Here is a 17758-nt window from a genome sequence, read left to right on the forward strand (position 1 = left end):
TCGGCAATATCTAGGTTGAAACAGTATTTTGATTTAACCTGAAACCAGTTGCAGAAACGTGAAACTCGTTGATACAGCATTTAACTGCAGAATTATTTTCAAAAAATAGAACTGGTTTTACGGAGAATTGCTCACCTGAAAACCAGCATATTCAAATTTTTAAGCCATAACCCAAAAGCCGGCAGAGAAATAAAATTATTGCAGGGCCAATAGAGTAACTTTGATTTATAGCAGGAACAAAAACCAGAGAAAAGCAGTTTCTTGGCGACTGGAAATCTGAAAATTCAAAGAAAATTTCAATTATAGAAACCAAGAGTAATTATATAACCATTAAAAAGGTACTGAAATAAGGAAAAAATAAAGCGGAAAAAGGAATTCAGTTCTTAATTTTTTCTTGCTGAAACGCTTTCCACCTTTTTAATTTTAGGAAATGTCAGAATCTTTCTGGGGGTTAAAGAATTACTTCTGTGATATCTGAAGATGCAGGACCTGAGGAACTTGAGGCAATCGCAATTGCAGTACATTCCCTTGTAGGGCTTCCGACCACCATCCGCAGCCTCAATAAAAAGGGACTTCGCCTGGAAAAAGGGGAAATAATTGATAGGGAATATACGGGACCCGTACTTGAAGAGGTGCTCAAGACCGGAAAGACTGTGCATGGTGTCCCTAAGGGTGGCACATACCTCGGCAGGAACGTGGTAGTTTGCCCTATCCTCTCAAAGGATGGAAAGGTTGTTGCAGCGATAGGAATCGTGGATCTGTTATCGATCTTAAAAATGCAGGAAATAATCAAGACCGTTGTAAACAATAGCCCTGCAGTGGTTTTCCTGTGGAGAAACGAGGAGAAGTGGCCGTCGGAGTTTGTTTCCGAAAACGTTGTCCATTTTGGGTATACGGTTGAGGACTTTATTTCGGGCAGGGTCCTTTACGGAGATATCATCCACCCCGATGACCTGAAAAAAGTTGAAGAAACACTTGAAAAGCGCATCCGGAGAGGTGAAGTTGACTTCAATGCGGAGTACAGGATATTCACAAAAGCCGGAGACCTTCGCTGGGTCAACGAAAGGACATTTATCCAGCGAAGCGAAGAAGGAGAAGTAACCTACTTACAGGGGCTTGTCCTGGATGTAACTGAAAGGAAAGAAAACGAAGAAGCTCTCAGGAAATCTTTTGAAATGCAGAGGCTGCTGAGAACTATAATCAACAACAGCCAAGCAGTAGCTTTTCTATGGGAAAACAAAGAAAACCTGCCTGCCGAATATGTTTCGGAAAATGTGACCCAGTTAGGCTACACAGTAGAAGATTTCACATCAGGAAAGATCCTTTACGGAAGCATCATCCACAGGGATGACATTGGGAAGGTTGTTGAAACCCTCAAACGCAACATCTCAGAAGGGCAGGATTCTTTCGGTATTGAGTACAGGATCTTCACAGGAGACGGAAAAATGCTCTGGGTGGATGAAAAAACCTTTATCCAGAGGGACGAAGAAGGCAGAGCAACTCATCTCCAGGGCCTTGTTGTAGATATCACCGAGCGAAAAGAAGCCCAGAAAATGCTCGAAATCCAGCGGGAACTGTCAACGAACCTTAATACTACCTGGAACCTCCATGCTATTCTTAACCTGGTACTTGACGCCTGCCTGCAGATAGACGGGATAGATGCTGGAGGCGTGTACATTAAGGACGAACTTCTGGACCAGATAAATCTTGTTGAAGCCCGGGGAATTCCCCCTGAATTCAAAGAAAAGGTCTCAAAATATAAGGCAGACTCAAACGAAGCAAAACAGGTTTGGGCTGAAAAGCCTATCTACTCGATGGATTTTTACTCCGAAAACATGGCCGAAGCAGTAAACAAAGAAGGGATTAAAGCAGTTGCGGTAATTCCTCTAAAATATAGCAACGAAATCATAGGCAGCCTTAATTTTGCCTCCCATACCCTTGATAAGATCCCCTGGAGTATCCGCAACTTCCTTGAAAGCATTGCCCTCCAGGTGGTATCCCATATCGCTCCTGTCTGTATCCAGGCAGATCTGTCATAAAAATTTCACGAAAATGGACTGCAGAGGAAATGGACTACAGAGTTTCGGTTCTTACTCTGTAAGTCCCAATTAGCAGTAAAAGGAAACAATTATTACCCAGATAATCAGGGCTAAATAGTAGAATTAAAACTCTTTTTTTTGCAACAGATCGAAACCCCATTTAAGGCTCGGTTTTAGGTAAACTGGACGCGGGTCCTTCTGAACTGGTTACCCGACAGATTCTAAATATTTGCCCATTAGGGCAGCTTTTGGAGTTTGCCCAAACCTCAGGGTTTACCAAAAAAAGCCTTCTCCAGCCTTTTTTAGACCTCATGAGCAAAGACCGAACCTGGGGGTTTACTTACAAGAGGAAGATGATAACTATTGAACGGGAAGAGAATACTTATATTAACCACTGTTTTCATACTGCTTATCTTTCTATCAGGTTCCGCCTCCGCAGCTACTTTTCATGTAAAGGTAGGAGGAGGGACAGAATCATACGGGAGCCTTCAGGAAGCTGTAAATGCCGCTTCCGATGGAGACCTGATCCTTGTAGGAGAGGGGAGATACAGCGAAAATGTACTTGTAAATAAATCTCTGGAGATCGTCTCCGAAAGCTCGAATCCTAAAAAAACCGTAATCACTGCTCCGGACCCCGAACTCCCTGTGTTACACATAACCTCCGATTCCGTAAATATCGGCGGATTTTCTTTGAAAGGAGCAAATTCCTCATACGGAATATACCTTGAAGGGGTTTCGGGAAACAATATTTACAATAACTATTTTTCGGGAAACTGGAGAAGCATAATGCTTAGAGATTCGCACACGAACTCTCTGGAAAACAACCGCTTATCTGACAGTGATGACGGAATCTGGCTTGAGCATTCGGAACAGAATTTAATAAAAAATAACAGGGCGACCCGTAACCGACATTATGGTTTTTACCTGAATGCATCCGAAAATAATACCCTTCAAAAGAACCGTGCATCCGGAGGAGCGGTTGGAATTTACATGGAAAATTCTTCCGGCTGCTGTGTGCTTTCTTCGAAAACATCAAACAACTTTTACGGGATATACCTCGTAGACTCGGGAGGAAGCCTGCTTGAAAAGAACACCGCAAACTCAAACAAGATGTACGGGATATACCTCGGGAGCTCGAACGGAAGTACCCTGAGAGGAAACAAAGCAAATTCAAACCAGTGGGGAATCTATCTCGACTCAAACTCCAACATACTTCGAAAAAATAAAATGTCCTGCAACAGCAGGAATTTCGGGGCTTACACCTATCATTACACGGGGGAAATGAACAATACCATTGATACAAGCAATACCGTAGACGGAAAACCGATATACTATCTCGTGGGGGTTTCAGACCGGACCCTTGATTCCGATTCCAACGCAGGTGTTGTCTACTGCATTAATTGTGAAAACATCACCCTTAAAGACCTGGCCCTTGAAAACAACAGCTTTGGGATTTACCTGTACAATACTCAAAATTCAAGGATTGAAGGAAACTGCATCTCAAATTGCGAACATGGGATTTACCTCGGGAACTGTGCTCTGACAGCTCTCAGGGGCAATGCTGTTAATTCTAACGAAGGAGACGCCTTCATCTTAAGCAGTTGCAGAAACTGCCTTGTGGAAGAAAACAACGCCTTGGACAATATGGCAGGGATCTGGCTCTGTGATACCAGCGTAGACAATCTCCTGAAAGAAAATATAATTACTTCAAACAGCTGGTGCTGCATAGACCTCGGGGATACAAGTTGCAATAATACTCTTGAAGGGAATATCCTTTCGGAAGCCTATGAAGGAATCTATCTCTACGGAGCCTGTGAAGAAAATATTTTGAACAACAACACAATCACAGCCAGCTCTTACGGATTATACACGGAAGGCTGCGGCAACAATACAATCTCAGGAAATAGAATTTCAGGAAACGATGTAGGCATATCTCTTAACCTGAACTGGACCGACGGGACGAGTTCGGACTACAATATCATCTACAACAACTACCTGAATAACACTCAGAACGCCGAAGACTACGGAACTAACACCTGGAACACCTCAAAAACCACTGGTGTGAATATTGCAGGTGGGCCTTACCTGGGGGGAAATTTATGGGCTTCTCCGGAAGGGGACGGTTTTTCAGAAACAGCCTCAGATGAAGATGGAGATCTGATTGCGGATCTTCCGTACAACATAACGGAAACGGCATATGACTATCTCCCCCTCATATTCAAGGAACCTGAAGAAAAAACCGAAACTGAAGGCGGGAAAAACTGTGGTAAGAGCAAATCAGCCTGGAGAAAGAGTGAATGAAGAAAGGAGAGAAAAATATGCGTGCAAATATTTTGAATTTACTGGTTCTGTTAGTCCTGAGCATGATCGTTTCTCAATTAGTTTTTCCGGTATCAGCCGGGGATTCATGGGGGCAGGAAAACGAAAGTTTGGAAAATGAAAGCGTGAGTAATGAAAGCGTGAGTAATGTAAGTGTGGGTAATGAAAACGTGAGTAATGAAAGTGTGGGAACTGTCATAATCGCCACAGTTGCAGGAGATTCTCACACTTATGGAAAAGACAGTATTGCGGCTGCGTTTGAGGAAGAAGGTTTTGAAGTAATTAACCTTGGTTCTGGAATTTCAGCTGAAACCTTTGCCACGACCGCGAAAGAAAAGGAAGCTGATTTTGTATTCAGTTCCGCTTCCATGAGTACCACCATGATCCAGCAAATCCAGATTGAGGAACAGCTTAAAGCCGCAGGAATCCGGAATAAGGTGATAACAGGCGTGGGAGGATCGCTGGTCACCCAGACCTGGGCTGACCAGATAGGAGCTGACATCTATGCTGTAGGCCCGGAAGACGCTGTTTTCAAGGCAAAATCGGCTCTTTTAAACGGCAGTATTCCCGAAACCCATATTTCGGCTAATGAAAGTACCAGTTGCGGGAGCTGCCACGGATAAATTTGGTACACCCATCAACAGAGGTAAAAGAAAAATTTGAGAATGCAGCTATTACGCAAGAAGTCAGCCTCTGAAATGACAGAAATTCACAGCAGGAACGAAAAGCTGAGAAAAAGCGGTAAAAGATGAAAAAACAGTAGCTTAAAACAGTAGTTTGAGCAACATTACAGAGTAGAAAGGTAGTCAGGTGGTTCACAAGGTTTGGCCCGCATCAATGAAGTAGGTTTCTGGATCGGTTTTCAAGCCGTCCTGAATTTGCTTCATCTTGCAGCTTGCGCATCAATGAAGTAGGTTTCGGGATCAGTATTCAGACTGTCCTGAATTTACCCCACCTTTGCAGCTTACACGTCAATGAAGTAAGGTTTCTGGATCGGTTTTCAAGCCGTCCTGAATTTGCTTCATCTTGCAGCTTACACATCAATGAAGTAGATTTCGGGATCAGTTTTCAGACTGTCCTGAATTTGCTCCATCTTATAGCTTATCCCCTCATGAACCAATTAATACTATAAAATTAATATTATAAAATCATAACGATGGAATTTAAATATATTAAACCAGTTCCCATATTAACAGAGAATGAATGCTTTTTATTAAACGAGTAGACCTCTTTTATCTTAAACGGGGGTTCTGGTTTGTCCAAAATTAACACGTCATAGAATCGTTTTTTAACTATCCCTCACCTGCCGGCTTCCCGGATATTCTTCCAGATTTCCTTAATCCCGGGTCTTTTCCCATACATGAGCAGATAGGTCCTGAAAAGCCGGGTGGAAAGTAAGAGAACCCCATGAATTGAGACAAAGAGGATGAAAAAGCTGAGGAGTATCTGATAGATAGGCACTTCCGAAGTCCCCATCCTGGCAAGCATGGACGCAGGAGAAGTGAAAGGAAAGAGGGAAAGAAAAACTGCGACCGGACTGTCAGGGTTTGTAAGGATCAACTGCATGAATATGAGGGGAAATACGGCTACAAACGTGAAGATTCCTGCTACCTGCTGGCTTTCTTGAAGGGAACCGGTTACTGCCCCGATTCCTGCCATCATACTGGCAAAGAAGAGAAAGCCGAGAAGGAAATAGATAAGAGCAATAAAAAGGAGCATCGGCTCGATATCCACAGGCAGGGCGTAGCCGCCGCCCAGAAAGATTACTGAGAGCCACACAACAATCTGCAGGAGACCGACTGCCCCGAGCCCCACGACCTTGCCGGTAAGAAGTTCGGAAGGGGTTACGGAAGAAAGAAGGACTTCCATAATCCTGTTTTCCTTTTCTTCGGCAACTCCGCGGAGGAGATATCCTGATGCCGAAAATATGCTGAAAAAGAGGAGAAAAGCCATAAGAAAAGGCAGCCCGAAGCTGGTCAGTATCTCAGCCAGGCCCTTCTCGGAAGACTCACCGTTATCCCCTACATTATAGAGTTTCAGGTTAATCGGGTCTTTGACCCTCTGGAGTACGGTCTCGTTCACCTGGTCTTCCAGAATAGAATTGATCGCTATATTAGAAAGTTCAGCCGAGAGTTCAGTCCCAGGGACCGACATTTCCTTTTCGGAAGCATAAAGTTCTATCACACCGGTCTCAAGGAAATCTGCAGGTACTATAATGTAAGAAGAAATCTGTCCTGACTGCAGGGCTTCCCCGGCTTCGGCACTCCCTTCATACTCTACAAACTCTATAGTTGAGGGCTTTGCCCCCAGCGGTCCTACAGAAAAACCTTCACTGGTAAAAGATTCCGGAAAGTCGAAGGAACCGGTCATGTCAATGTAGCCTACCCTCTGGTCTTCTGCAGAGGTGGTACTGGCAAGCAGAGAGGGAATAATAGCAATCCCGGCAAGGAGAAGAGGAAAAGCAAAGGTCATGAAGAGAAACTCTTTACGCCTTATGGTTTTCAGGAACTCGTGCCTGGCAACGATAAAGGTTTTTCCGGAAAATTTACTCACCAGAAACACTCTCCACAGTCTCAATAAAAATTTCGTTCAGGGAAGGAAGTGCCTGCTCAAAACGCAGGATTTCGGCTCTCCGTACAAGTTCCTGCAGAATTGCCTGTGCATTTGTGCTTTCTTCAGGTAAGATCTCAACTGCCCCTTCACGCCAGGTAATTTTTCTGATGCCCGGAATTTCGTGAAGAATGCTCAAACTCCTTTTTTCGGCAAACTCCACAAGCAGAGAGTTTTTTCCGTGTTCTTTTCGGATCCCTGCAACGGTGCCGTAAAGCACCCTCTCGCCTTTATTTAGCATAAGGATCCTGTCACAGAGCTTCTGCGCCTGTTCCATCATGTGTGTGGAGAGGATTACGGTCTTTCCTTCGTTTCTGTACTCGAGAATTTTGTCTTTAACGGCCTTCGTGCTCACGGGGTCGAGCCCTGAAAAAGGTTCGTCAAGGATGATAAGTTCGGGTTCGTGAACGACAGCAGAAAGGAACTGAATTTTTTGCTGCATCCCTTTTGAAAGCTCTTCTACCTTTTTCCCCCTGTGTTCATACAGGTCAAGGGACTTCAGGAGAGCCTCTGCTTTTGTCTGAGCCTCTTTCAGGGGGACGTTTTTAAGCCGGGCGAGGTAGACAAGCGTATCAAGAAGCTTTGTTTTCCTGTACAGCCCTCTTTCTTCAGGGAGGTAGCCGATCCTGTCTTTTGCAGCAGCGCTCAGAGAACCCCCAAAGATCCGAATTTCTCCCGAATCCGGTTTTATAATGTCAAGAAGCAACCTTATAAGGGTGGTTTTTCCTGCCCCGTTCGGGCCAAGCAGTCCGAAGATCTCGCCCTGCTCGACTGAAAAAGAGATATCTCTTATAACATTTTTTTCTGCGAAAGACTTTGATATGCCTTCAAATTCCAGAGCATGCATCCAGATTAAATATATTCCAATATAGAATAACTTTATTGAATGTTGGAGTTAAGTTAATAAGCGACTCTAATTTGAGTAAATAGCTGATTTTAATTTTGGGGAATAGGTGACAATATGCTACCTAAACTGGTTATACACAACACCATAAGTCTTGACGGCTCAACTATCGGCTTTTCGGCAAACCTTGATGTTCATTATGGAATCCTGGGCAGTTACGAGCCCGATGCCATGATAGTCGGCTCAAACACCGCAAAGACGGGCACACAATTTTTTTGCGAAAAAATCCCTCCGGAAGAGGAAGCGGACTTCAAAAAACCCGAAATTCTGCCTGAAGACACTAGGGCATACTGGATGATCGCGGATTCCCGGGGAATTCTTGAAGGGATGATGCACGTTTTCAGGCGTTCTGAGTATTGTAAAGATGTGATCGTCCTTGTCTCGGAAAAGACTCCTGAGCCTTACCTCAACTACCTGAAGGAAAGGAACTACGACTTTATCCAGGCAGGAGCCGAACGCGTGGATGTCAGGCAAGCCCTTGAAATTGCAAATGAAAAATATGGGTTTAAACTTGTAGTCTCGGATAGTGGGGGAATCCTGAATAGCATTCTGCTCGAACAGGGGATTGTTGAGGAAATAAGCCTGGTCCTGACTCCGGAAATCGTGGGGAAAAACGGGACAAACCTTTTCAGAGGCGTTGAGAAAGCTGGGATTCAACTCGAACTCATAAGAAATGAAATTGTGGAAAAGAAGTACGTGCATCTGGTGTACAGGGTTTTAAAGGCTTAAACCGCAGCAGGGAAACAAAAGATAAATCTTCCCGGATCTACGGATATGTTTCAGGAAGGGAAAGCACCGGCACGTGTAAGTATTCAACTCTAGGAATGGAAATAAGTAAGTAGTTGGACATCCAGGTACTGGCATGTGTAAGTGCTCAACCTGCAAGGACAGGAGAGGAACTCACCAGGAACTAACGATACCTTAGAAATTTTTTGAGTTTAACTTAAATTTCTGACAAAGTAGAAAACCTTAAAACAGCCCTTCCAAAAGTAACCATAATATTAATATTAAACCATTATAATTTAGAGTATTTCGAGGATATTTTTATAAATCGGAGAAATAAGAGAGATTTTCTTCAAAAATGAAGAAATAAACCCTTCCATTACTCCGAAATAAGTTACCATCTCTTTTTCAGAGTTTTGTCGATTTTTTCCAGATAAAATATATATCACGATTAATAATTATCAATCTGTACAATAAACTTTATAATGTAAACCTATATAATATTAGGGAGTATTAGGCAGAAGCATTCCCGGGGAAGCAACCCCAGGATTAAATTTACGGTGGAATGTCAATACGATCAATACGAATTATAGAATTAACCCTATCATCTACACAGAGGACAGTTTCGAAAGTCTCGTTTTAAGCGAAAGAGGGGCTGGAAAGCCAGAACTCTCTACCCGGACTGAAAAACTGTTTTCAGCTTTTTTTAGCTGCCGGATTACGGTTTGAGGAGTGAATATATTGCTCGAAACCTTAGTGTACGGCGCAATTGCCGCTCTTGTATCCGGAACTGTCCTTCCTCTCCTGTACCGCAGTAAAAACACAAGAAAGACTGCTTTTGGCCTTTCTCTTATCTCATCAATCCTGCTCCTGGTTTTTGCAGGTACGGTCCTTTATACAGGGAAAGAGCCCGTATTTCCGGCCATCGGATTCCTGCCGGGCCTGGACTTCACCCTGGCTGCAGACCGGCTTTCAGCCGGGTTTATCCTCTTAATTGCAGCAGTCGTGCCCGGAGTTTCAATATATTCGGTCGAATATGTAGAACACGCAAAAAGCGAGGACGGGAAAAACCTGCAGGCAGCCCTGACAAATCTCTTTATCCTTGCCATGCTGATGGTCGTACTTGCAGGCAATATGGTAGGCTTCCTGATTTTCTGGGAAATAATGTCCCTTTCCTCGCTCCTACTGGTGCTGCATAACTATTCCTCGGAGGAGAACAAAAAAGCCGGCTTTTTCTACTTCGTGATGACAAATATCAGCACAGCTTTTCTCTTCCTGGGCTTCATAAGCCTCTTCAGGCTTACAGGCTCTACGGAGTTCGGACCGCTTGAATACGCTGCAGGTGAGCTGACTCTTCCCTTCCTCTCCCTTTTTGTCGGCTTTGGGGTCAAGGCAGGACTTGTGCCTTTCCACAAGTGGCTGCCCTATGCCCACCCTGCAGCGCCGTCAAGTGTCTCGGCCCTGATGTCCGGAGTTATGCTGAAGGTTGCAGTCTACGGTTTCCTGCGTTTCCTGCTCTCAATCTCCACGCCTGAACTCTGGTGGGGAGTGCTTATCCTTACAGCAGGCAGCCTTTCAGCTCTCTTCGGGGTAATTTACGCCCTGAAAGAAAACGACATAAAAAGGCTCCTTGCCTACAGCAGCATTGAAAACATAGGGATCATTTTCACGGGAATCGGGCTATATGTCATCTTTGGGGTTGAAGGACTTGAAACCCTTGCCCTGTTAAGCCTTGTAGGAGCCTGTTTCCACTCCTTTAACCATGCCCTCTTCAAAAGCCTGCTTTTCCTCTGTGCAGGCTCGGTGGTTCATGCCACAGGCACACGGAAAATCGAAGCCCTCGGGGGACTTGTAAAAAGCATGCCTGCGACCTCAGCCCTTTTCATGATAGGCTCGGTCTCGATTGCAGCCCTGCCCCCAACAAACGGTTTTGCCGGCGAGCTCCTGCTCTACCAGGCTTTCTTCCAGTCCTTTGCCGTAACCGACCCCCTTCTTACCGTATTTCTAATAATTGCCCTCTCAAGCTTTGCTCTGACCGGAGCGCTGGCAGCTGCCCTTTTCGTAAAACTTTTCGGGATCACCTGCCTTGCCATGCCACGTTCGGAAAAGAGCCGCCTTGCAGAAGAAGTCCGGAAACCCATGCTGATAGGCCCCGCAGTGCCGGCAGCCTTCTGCATACTTGGAGGGCTTTTCTCAAAGCAGCTCCTTTCTCTTGCAGGCTGGAAGATTGAGTTTCCGGACCTGCTTTTGCTAGGATTTCTACTCGGGTTGATATATGCAGCCCTTTTCGTGCTGATCCGTACCCGTACAAAAGAAACGAACCCTTCAAGGATCAGCGAGACCTGGAGATGCGGAATTCCGACCGTTGCCCCTTACATGGAATACAGTTCTGCAGGCTTTTCCGAGCCTCTTGTGATGATCTTCAAAAGCGTTTATAGGACAAAGATCGTGCACAGAGCCGAGTACCTCGACAGGCAGGAAAGTCTCGTTAAGAATGGGAATGTGGAAATCCGCCTGGTCCGCTTCTTTGAAGAATACCTTTACATCCCTCCTGCACGGGCAATCGAGGGCTTTTCGAAATACGTTTCAAAACTGCAGAACGGAAAACTTGACAGTTACGTCCTTTACGCCTTTCTGGCAGTCATTGTATTGACAATAGCAACAGGAGGCTTTGTATGAACACCTCGTTCCTGCTCTTTGCCCTCTTAAATCCGCTTTTTGCCCTGCTGGCAGCTCCTCTGTACATGGCTCTGATCCGGAAGGTAAAGGCATATGCCCAGTGGAGAAAAGGCCCGAGGCTCTTTCAGGTCTATTACGACTTAAAAAAACTCATGCAAAAGGAAGCTGTCTATTCTCCGACTTCGTCATGGGTCATGCGCTTTACCCCATACCTCAACCTTTCGACCCTGCTCGTCTGTTCCCTCTTCGTACCCCTGATCTTTGTCCCGGAACCTGCAGGAGGGCTCGGAAACATTATTGTCTTCCTGTACCTCCTGGCGCTTGAAAGGTTCTTTACCGCCCTGGGAGGACTTGACGCCGGGAGTGCTTTCGGAGGCATGGGCAGTTCAAGGTCGATGAGCCTTGCAGCCGTAATCGAACCGACAATGGTGGTCTCTTTTGCAGCTCTTGCCTTTGTGCTGAAAAGCCTTAACCTGCACCGGATGTTTGCCCTTACTGCAGGCACGGTCCTTCCCATAAGCCCGACCCTTGTCCTGGTCTCAATCTCGCTTTTCATTATCCTTATAGTGGAAACCGGCAGGCTACCTGTGGACAACCCGGCGACTCACCTTGAACTTACCATGATTAATGAAGCAATGATCCTCGAACAGACAGGAAAGAACCTTGCCCTGCTGGAACTTGCCCATGCCCTTAAACAGTTCCTGTTGATGGGGATATTGATCAACACGATCCTTCCGGTAGGGCTCAGCACGGAAATCGATGCCGGAAAAATTGCGGTTTCAGCCCTTCTCTTCCTCCTGAAGGCAGGGCTGCTTGCAGTAATAATCGGGCTCTTTGAATCATCCGTTGCAAAGATGAGGCTCTTCAGGCTTCCTGCATTTTATGTGATGGCATTTTTCTTTTCAGCCCTTACCATCCTTATCGAGGTGTTTGCATGATTGACCCGCTCTTCCTTGAAGGCATAATAAAGATCCTTTTCGTCTTTGTCCTTATCAGTGCAGGGCTGATCATCTCAACCCGCAACCTGAGTTCGGTCCTTACAACTTATACCGTCCAGTCTTTCCTGCTGGCTGCTGTATCCTTCCTCCTCTACCTGATAGACGGGAAAGGGGAGCTTCTGCTGCTGGCAGGCCTGACCCTGGCAAGCAAAGTAATCCTGATCCCTTACTTTATCTCCAGGATAGAAGAAAAAATCAAAATCGGAAGAGACCTCCACTTTGCATATCTGGAGCCAACGACCTCCCTCCTTCTGAGCATAGGGATTATCCTCCTCTCCTATACCTTCCTTTCAAAGGTCTTCGAAGACCTGCCCCTCTCGAAACTCTTCTTCTTCGGGGCTGTTATCGGGCTTTCCCTGACCCTGATGGGCATGCTTGTGATGTTCAGCAGAAAAAAGGTCGTCACAAAAGCACTTGGCTACCTCAGCATGGAAAACGGAGTCCTGATGTTCGGCCTCTTTGTTACCGAACTTCCCTTTATCATCGAAGTCCTGATCATAATCGACCTTATCATCCTGGTCATGCTGACCACGATTCTGGCTGTGGGGATGGATTCGAGCATTGAGGAGTACCGGCAGAAATTCCGGAAACTGCAGGTCTGGACAGGAGTTGAGTCCCAGTGATTCGGTATTATCTCCTGGTAATGGGACTGTTCCTGACACTCGGCCTGATTCCGAAGTCCCACAGGTTAATGAATGCTCTTGCCGCAGGAAACGGCCTCCTGCACCTTGCCATGAGCTGCGTTGCCCTGCTTATCTTTGACCTGCCCGGAAGGCTCGGAGAAACCCTCTATCTTGACCACCTCAACATTTACGTGGAACTAATAACAGCCCTGGGCTTTTCCGCAGCGGCCTTCTATGCCAGAGGATATACAGACAGCCTTATGGAAGCCGGAGAGCTTGACCCCAAAAATCTGAAGACCTTCTACCTTGCCTTCAACCTCCTGCTCATTACAGCCACTGTTGCGCTCTTTTCGGACAATCTGGCGCTATTCTGGATCTTTGCAGAACTCACAACGGTCTGCGCTGCCATGCTTGTTGCAATCCTTTCTGCGAGGGAGAATATCGATGCCGCCTTAAAGTACGTCTTCATAGTCTCCGGATCCATGCTCTTTGCTTTCCTCGGGCTGATTTTCCTCTTCACCCTCTCGGAACAGGCCCTAGGGGAAGGTACCCTTGACTGGACGGAGCTGGCAGTCCATGCCTCGGAGTTTTCACCTGCCCTCCTCCTTGCAAGCTTTAGCTTCATGTTCATAGGCTTCGGGGCAAAAGCAGGAGTGGCTCCTTTCCACACCTGGCTCCCGGACGCCTATGCAAGAGCTCCATCGGTTAGTGCAATTCTCTCAGGGCTGATGCAGAACCTGGGGATCTACGGCATAATAAGGATATACGCCCTGCTCAAGGAAAACGGTGCTGCCTCCCAGGCATCTTTGATCCTGATAGCAGCCGGGGTTTTCTCAATTGCACTTGCGTCCTTCAGCATGTTCCAGCAGAGGAACTTAAAGCGACTGATAGCCTTTTCAAGCGTTGAGCACATGGGTCTGCTCCTCATAGGGATAGGGATAGGGACGCCTCTTGCCCTTTTCTGGACTTTGTTTTACATGCTCGTCCATGTCCTAGTAAAGGAAACTCTCCTGTTTTCCGCAGGCATCCTGCACAGGCAGTACAGGAGCAACATGCGCGAAGACATGAAAGACGTCTTTAAACTCCAGCCAAGAGCTGCCTGGGGCCTTATCCTCGGGAGCATTGCAATCATAGGAATGCCGCCTTTCCCCCTCTTTCCGGCAAAATTCTTCATCCTGCTGGAAAGCGCGGAGATTTCGCCCTACCTGACCCTTGCGGTGCTGCTGATGCTCATCCTTGCAGCCGCTTCCTTTGCAAACTTCCTCCTGAAAGCTTTCTCAAAGGTGACTATCGAGGGAGAAAATAGAAAAGAAGAGCACAGCCACACAACAGGGGCTCCTGAAGGAAAAGGAGGAGCCGTAAAGGAAAGCTCCGCAGGAAAAGCAGGAAATGAGGAAAGAAGGCTTCCAACCAGGTATATGGTGAGGGAAGGGATGAGGGTCCCGGTGGTTTTCATGCTGGCTCTGGCCCTTGTCCTCGGCTTCTATTTCCCGGACGCGCTTAAGAACCTGCTTGATGCGATAATTCTTGAACTCGGGTATGTGTAAGGAGCGGTAGATATGGATGTCAAAATGAATGAGGATACAAAGGAATTGCTTTCAACGATTTCGGGCATTGCGGAAGAAGAGCCCGAACTGCTCAGTGCCCGGGAAAACGAAATATACCTGAAAATTTCGGAAGCAGGGTTTGAAGATATAACCCCTGCACTTGCGGAAAGGAAGTTCAGCCTAATAGGCCTCTTCTGTGCGGAAGTTTTTGAAAATACTGACGGTTTTACTCTCTTTTATGCTTTCAAACAGGCAGGAAAAGCCTCTGTCCTTGTACTTGTCCGGGAGCCGGGAAAAGAAAAAAGAGTCAGCTCGGTTGCAGGAATTTTCCCTTCAGCCTCCTGGTTTGAGCGGGAAATAAGGGACGGATTCGGGCTGGACTTCGCCGGAGCCCTTGATAATAGAAGACTTTTCCTGCACGAGTGCTATCACGAAGGTTTCCATCCCCTGCAAAAGGCTTTCAAAAACGGGCCGGTTCATCCGGTTGAAACTCCTAGCAAGGAATACAAATTCAGACAGGTTAAAGGCGAAGGTGTGTACCAGATCCCTGTCGGGCCCGTGCATGCCGGAATAATCGAACCCGGGCATTTCAGATTCAGCGTGATAGGAGAGCCCATATTCAGCCTTGAAATCCGGCTTTTTTACAAGCACAGGGGCATAGAAAAACTGGCTGAAGGAAAAAGCCCCTCGGAATGCGTCGCTCTTGCCGAAGCCGTGAGCGGGGATGAGAGCATGGCAAATGCAACAGGGTTCTGCATGGCAGTGGAGCAGGCCTGCGGAATAAGCGTGCCTGAAAGGGCTGAACGCTTGCGAGCAATAATGCTTGAGCTCGAACGTATCTATTCCCTGTTAGGAGACCTTGCCGGAATGGCTGTTGATGTTGGTTTCGCGCTTGTTGCAAGCCCCTTCTCCATATTGAGGGAAGAGGTATTCAGGCAGAACGAAAAACTGACCGGCTCAAGATTCCTGCGCGGGATTACCGTTTTAGGAGGGCTGAAAAAAGATATTCCCGATTCGGCTTTGAAAGAGCTTCCAGCCTTCCTTGAGAAATTTTCGCGGGCATTTGAATCGGCTTATGACAGAGCGATGTCTTCATCTTCCCTTATCGACAGGTTTGCAACGACAGGTGTGATAAAAAAGGAACTTGTCTCCCCACTTAACCTTACAGGTCCCCTTGCCAGGGCTTCAGGCTGCCCTGCCGACACCCGGATTGACAGGCCCTATGGAGCCTACAGGGACTTTGCCCCGGAACCTTCAGTCAGGAAAAGAGGGGATGTGCTCTCACGCTTTGAGATAAAAGCCGATGAGATCCGGGCATCAGTGAACCTGATCCTTCGACTTACAGAAAACCTTCCGCAGGAACCCGTATTTGCTGAAAACAGGGAGGAAGCTGAAAATATAGGGCAGAACTCAGGGAAAAACGGCAGCTCAGGAGTCACAGGATATTCACTTGCCCTCGTAGAAGCTGCGAGAGGACAGAACCTGCACTGGGTCTACCTGAAAAACGGGCTTATTGACAGGTATAAGGTCAGGACCGCATCTTACTGCAACTGGCAGGCTATAGAACATGCAGTAATCGGAAACATTGTTCCTGATTTCCCCCTGATAAACAAGAGCCTTAACCTTTCATACGCTGGGACCGACCTTTGAACCAGGAGTAATAAAGAGTAATAAAGAAACACATTGAGGTCTGATTATGGTAAACCCTCTTTCCCTCTTTCTCCGCCCTAAAGTTACGGAGACCTTTAAATTCCGGGATGAAGAACTCGAAGCACTTGGAGAAGAAATCAAAAAAGAGATCCCGAAAGTTTTCGGGCACAGCCTTGCCATCCGCGAACTGGATTCAGGCAGTGACAACTCCACCGAGATTGAGATCTCAAACCTCGGGAACCCTCATTATGATGTTGAGAGGTTCGGGATCTCTTTTGTGGCTTCCCCGAGGCATGCTGACATCCTGCTAGTAACAGGAGCTGTCACCCTTAACATGGCGGAAGCCGTGAAAAAAACCTATGAAGCCATGCCCTCCCCTAAGTTTGTGGTAGCAGTCGGAGACGACGCTTGTGACGGCGGGATTTATAAGGATTCTTATGCCGTACTCAGCGGGGTTGACAAAATCCTGCCCGTGGATATGAAAATTCCCGGGAACCCGCCCTCTCCGAAAGAGATTTTGAAAGGGATTTTAGCCCTTGTAAAAAAAGCCTCTAAATAAAAGTATCCAATAATTGTGGAACTCCTTCTGCTTCGAGCAGAGGAGACTTCTTTTTTAATGTTGAGAATTATTATTTTTATTATCGAAACTTCACTTTAGCGTTTAAACTTACTTTTGATTCCTTCCTATGAAGAAAAACTCCCAGAACAGCGTAGGCTCGGATGGAAAAAGCATGTCTGAAAGTTCGGGAAATCAAGATGCACAAACAGGAAAGGAAGTAGCTGCCACCAAAAAGTGGCTTTCAGTTAAAGAAGCCGAAGCTCTCGGCTATTACGATTTTATGAGTTACCTGGGAGTGCCCTACTACCATACAGGCGGTCTCGTATCCACCGGAAAACTTGCTGAGTTATGCCGGATCGACTCAAATAAAAAAGTCCTGATGGTAGGCTGTGGGACCGGTTTTTCTGCCTGCTACCTTGCCCGAAAAATAGGCTGTGAGGTTGTGGGAATTGATATTGCGGAAGTTTCAATCGAGGAAGCAAAAGAAAGAGCCAGAAGGCAGAGAGTTTCGGATAAGGCAAAATTCAGGGTGGGAGACGCCTATGCCCTGCCCTTTGAAGCCGGGACATTTGACGCAGTGGTAACTGAGTCTGTTTCCCAGTTCCTGGACAGGAAAAAGGCCTTCAAAGAATTCTCACGGGTCCTGAAACCGGGAGGCTATATAGGAATCAACGAAATGTATAAAGAGGAGAAGATTCCCCCGAAAACCGCTGAAGAAATCGCTCACGCAGAAGAAGTATTCAGGGAAATTACAGGGCTTCCCTTTTCCCTTCCCACACCAGAAGAATGGAAAAAAGGACTTGAAGAAGTGGGACTGAAAGAAATAAATGTCCGAAAGTTCAGACCTTCCCCGAGTCTCGGAGAAATAAAAACGTTTATAGAGGGAATGGAAGGAATCTGGAACTTTACCTTCCACTTTGCAGAGCTGATGTTGAAAATAGGAAAGTACTCCCTGTTCAGCAGAAAGATCCGTTACCGGTTCAAAAGGCTGGGAGAAGGTAAAAAAATCCTGCTCCGAAAAAAGTCAACCTCAAAATATGCAGGTTACGTCCTCGCTACCGGAATAAAGGAATAGAGAAAAATATGAAACAGGCAGGCAGAAAAGAA

Annotated in this window: 13 protein-coding genes; 11 read left to right on the forward strand and 2 right to left on the reverse strand. The window is 46.4% G+C overall.

Features of this window, described 5'->3' with window-relative positions; translation table 11 throughout:
- Positions 1-467 precede the first annotated feature (467 nt).
- The 3 genes from MA_RS22815 to MA_RS22825 all read left to right on the forward strand — a co-directional run bounded on the left by MA_RS22815 (position 468) and on the right by MA_RS22825 (position 4981).
- Positions 468-2039: a PAS domain-containing protein gene (locus tag MA_RS22815; RefSeq protein WP_011024241.1), complete on the forward strand. Its 1572-nt coding sequence runs from the start codon at positions 468-470 to the stop codon at positions 2037-2039.
- Positions 2040-2402: 363 nt separating this feature from the next.
- Positions 2403-4340 carry a NosD domain-containing protein gene (locus MA_RS22820; RefSeq protein ID WP_011024242.1) on the forward strand — a complete coding sequence of 646 codons (1938 nt, stop codon included), beginning with the start codon at positions 2403-2405 and terminating at the stop codon, positions 4338-4340.
- Complete coding sequence (locus MA_RS22825) at positions 4337-4981, forward strand: cobalamin B12-binding domain-containing protein (protein WP_011024243.1); 645 nt, start codon at positions 4337-4339, stop codon at positions 4979-4981. The genes MA_RS22820 and MA_RS22825 overlap by 4 nt, the downstream gene beginning before the upstream one ends.
- A gap of 676 nt (positions 4982-5657) precedes the next feature.
- Here the strand turns inward: MA_RS22825 and MA_RS22830 are convergent.
- Both MA_RS22830 and MA_RS22835 read right to left on the reverse strand, forming a co-directional pair.
- Positions 5658-6911 carry an ABC transporter permease gene (locus MA_RS22830; RefSeq protein ID WP_226990698.1) on the reverse strand — a complete coding sequence of 418 codons (1254 nt, stop codon included), beginning with the start codon at positions 6909-6911 and terminating at the stop codon, positions 5658-5660.
- Positions 6904-7815: an ABC transporter ATP-binding protein gene (locus tag MA_RS22835; protein ID WP_011024245.1), complete on the reverse strand. Its 912-nt coding sequence runs from the start codon at positions 7813-7815 to the stop codon at positions 6904-6906. The genes MA_RS22830 and MA_RS22835 overlap by 8 nt, the downstream gene beginning before the upstream one ends.
- Before the next feature lie 114 nt (positions 7816-7929).
- Here MA_RS22835 and MA_RS22840 point away from each other — a divergent pair, with 114 nt between their 5' ends.
- From MA_RS22840 to MA_RS22875, 8 genes are all read left to right on the forward strand, one after another.
- Positions 7930-8601, forward strand: coding sequence for a dihydrofolate reductase family protein (locus tag MA_RS22840; RefSeq protein ID WP_011024246.1), 672 nt, complete (start codon positions 7930-7932; stop codon positions 8599-8601).
- Positions 8602-9327: 726 nt separating this feature from the next.
- Positions 9328-11274 carry a proton-conducting transporter membrane subunit gene (locus tag MA_RS22845; RefSeq protein ID WP_011024247.1) on the forward strand — a complete coding sequence of 649 codons (1947 nt, stop codon included), beginning with the start codon at positions 9328-9330 and terminating at the stop codon, positions 11272-11274.
- Positions 11271-12212, forward strand: a complete 942-nt coding sequence (locus MA_RS22850) for a respiratory chain complex I subunit 1 family protein (RefSeq protein ID WP_011024248.1) — start codon at positions 11271-11273, stop codon at positions 12210-12212. Before MA_RS22845 ends, MA_RS22850 begins: the two co-directional genes overlap by 4 nt.
- The gene (locus MA_RS22855; protein ID WP_011024249.1) at positions 12209-12895 is read left to right on the forward strand and encodes a hypothetical protein; all 687 of its coding nucleotides are present in this window, start codon (positions 12209-12211) and stop codon (positions 12893-12895) included. The genes MA_RS22850 and MA_RS22855 overlap by 4 nt, the downstream gene beginning before the upstream one ends.
- Positions 12892-14442: a proton-conducting transporter membrane subunit gene (locus tag MA_RS22860; RefSeq protein WP_011024250.1), complete on the forward strand. Its 1551-nt coding sequence runs from the start codon at positions 12892-12894 to the stop codon at positions 14440-14442. The genes MA_RS22855 and MA_RS22860 overlap by 4 nt, the downstream gene beginning before the upstream one ends.
- Before the next feature lie 12 nt (positions 14443-14454).
- Positions 14455-16092 carry an NADH-quinone oxidoreductase subunit C gene (locus MA_RS22865; protein ID WP_011024251.1) on the forward strand — a complete coding sequence of 546 codons (1638 nt, stop codon included), beginning with the start codon at positions 14455-14457 and terminating at the stop codon, positions 16090-16092.
- Between the two features lie 46 nt (positions 16093-16138).
- Positions 16139-16651: an NADH-quinone oxidoreductase subunit B family protein gene (locus tag MA_RS22870; protein WP_011024252.1), complete on the forward strand. Its 513-nt coding sequence runs from the start codon at positions 16139-16141 to the stop codon at positions 16649-16651.
- A 172-nt stretch (positions 16652-16823) separates the two neighbouring features.
- Entirely contained in the window at positions 16824-17726 is a 903-nt protein-coding gene (locus tag MA_RS22875) for a class I SAM-dependent methyltransferase (RefSeq protein ID WP_157860395.1), read from the forward strand.
- Positions 17727-17758: the final 32 nt, after the last annotated feature.

It is taken from the genome of Methanosarcina acetivorans C2A, from assembly GCF_000007345.1.
GTDB lineage: Archaea > Halobacteriota > Methanosarcinia > Methanosarcinales > Methanosarcinaceae > Methanosarcina > Methanosarcina acetivorans.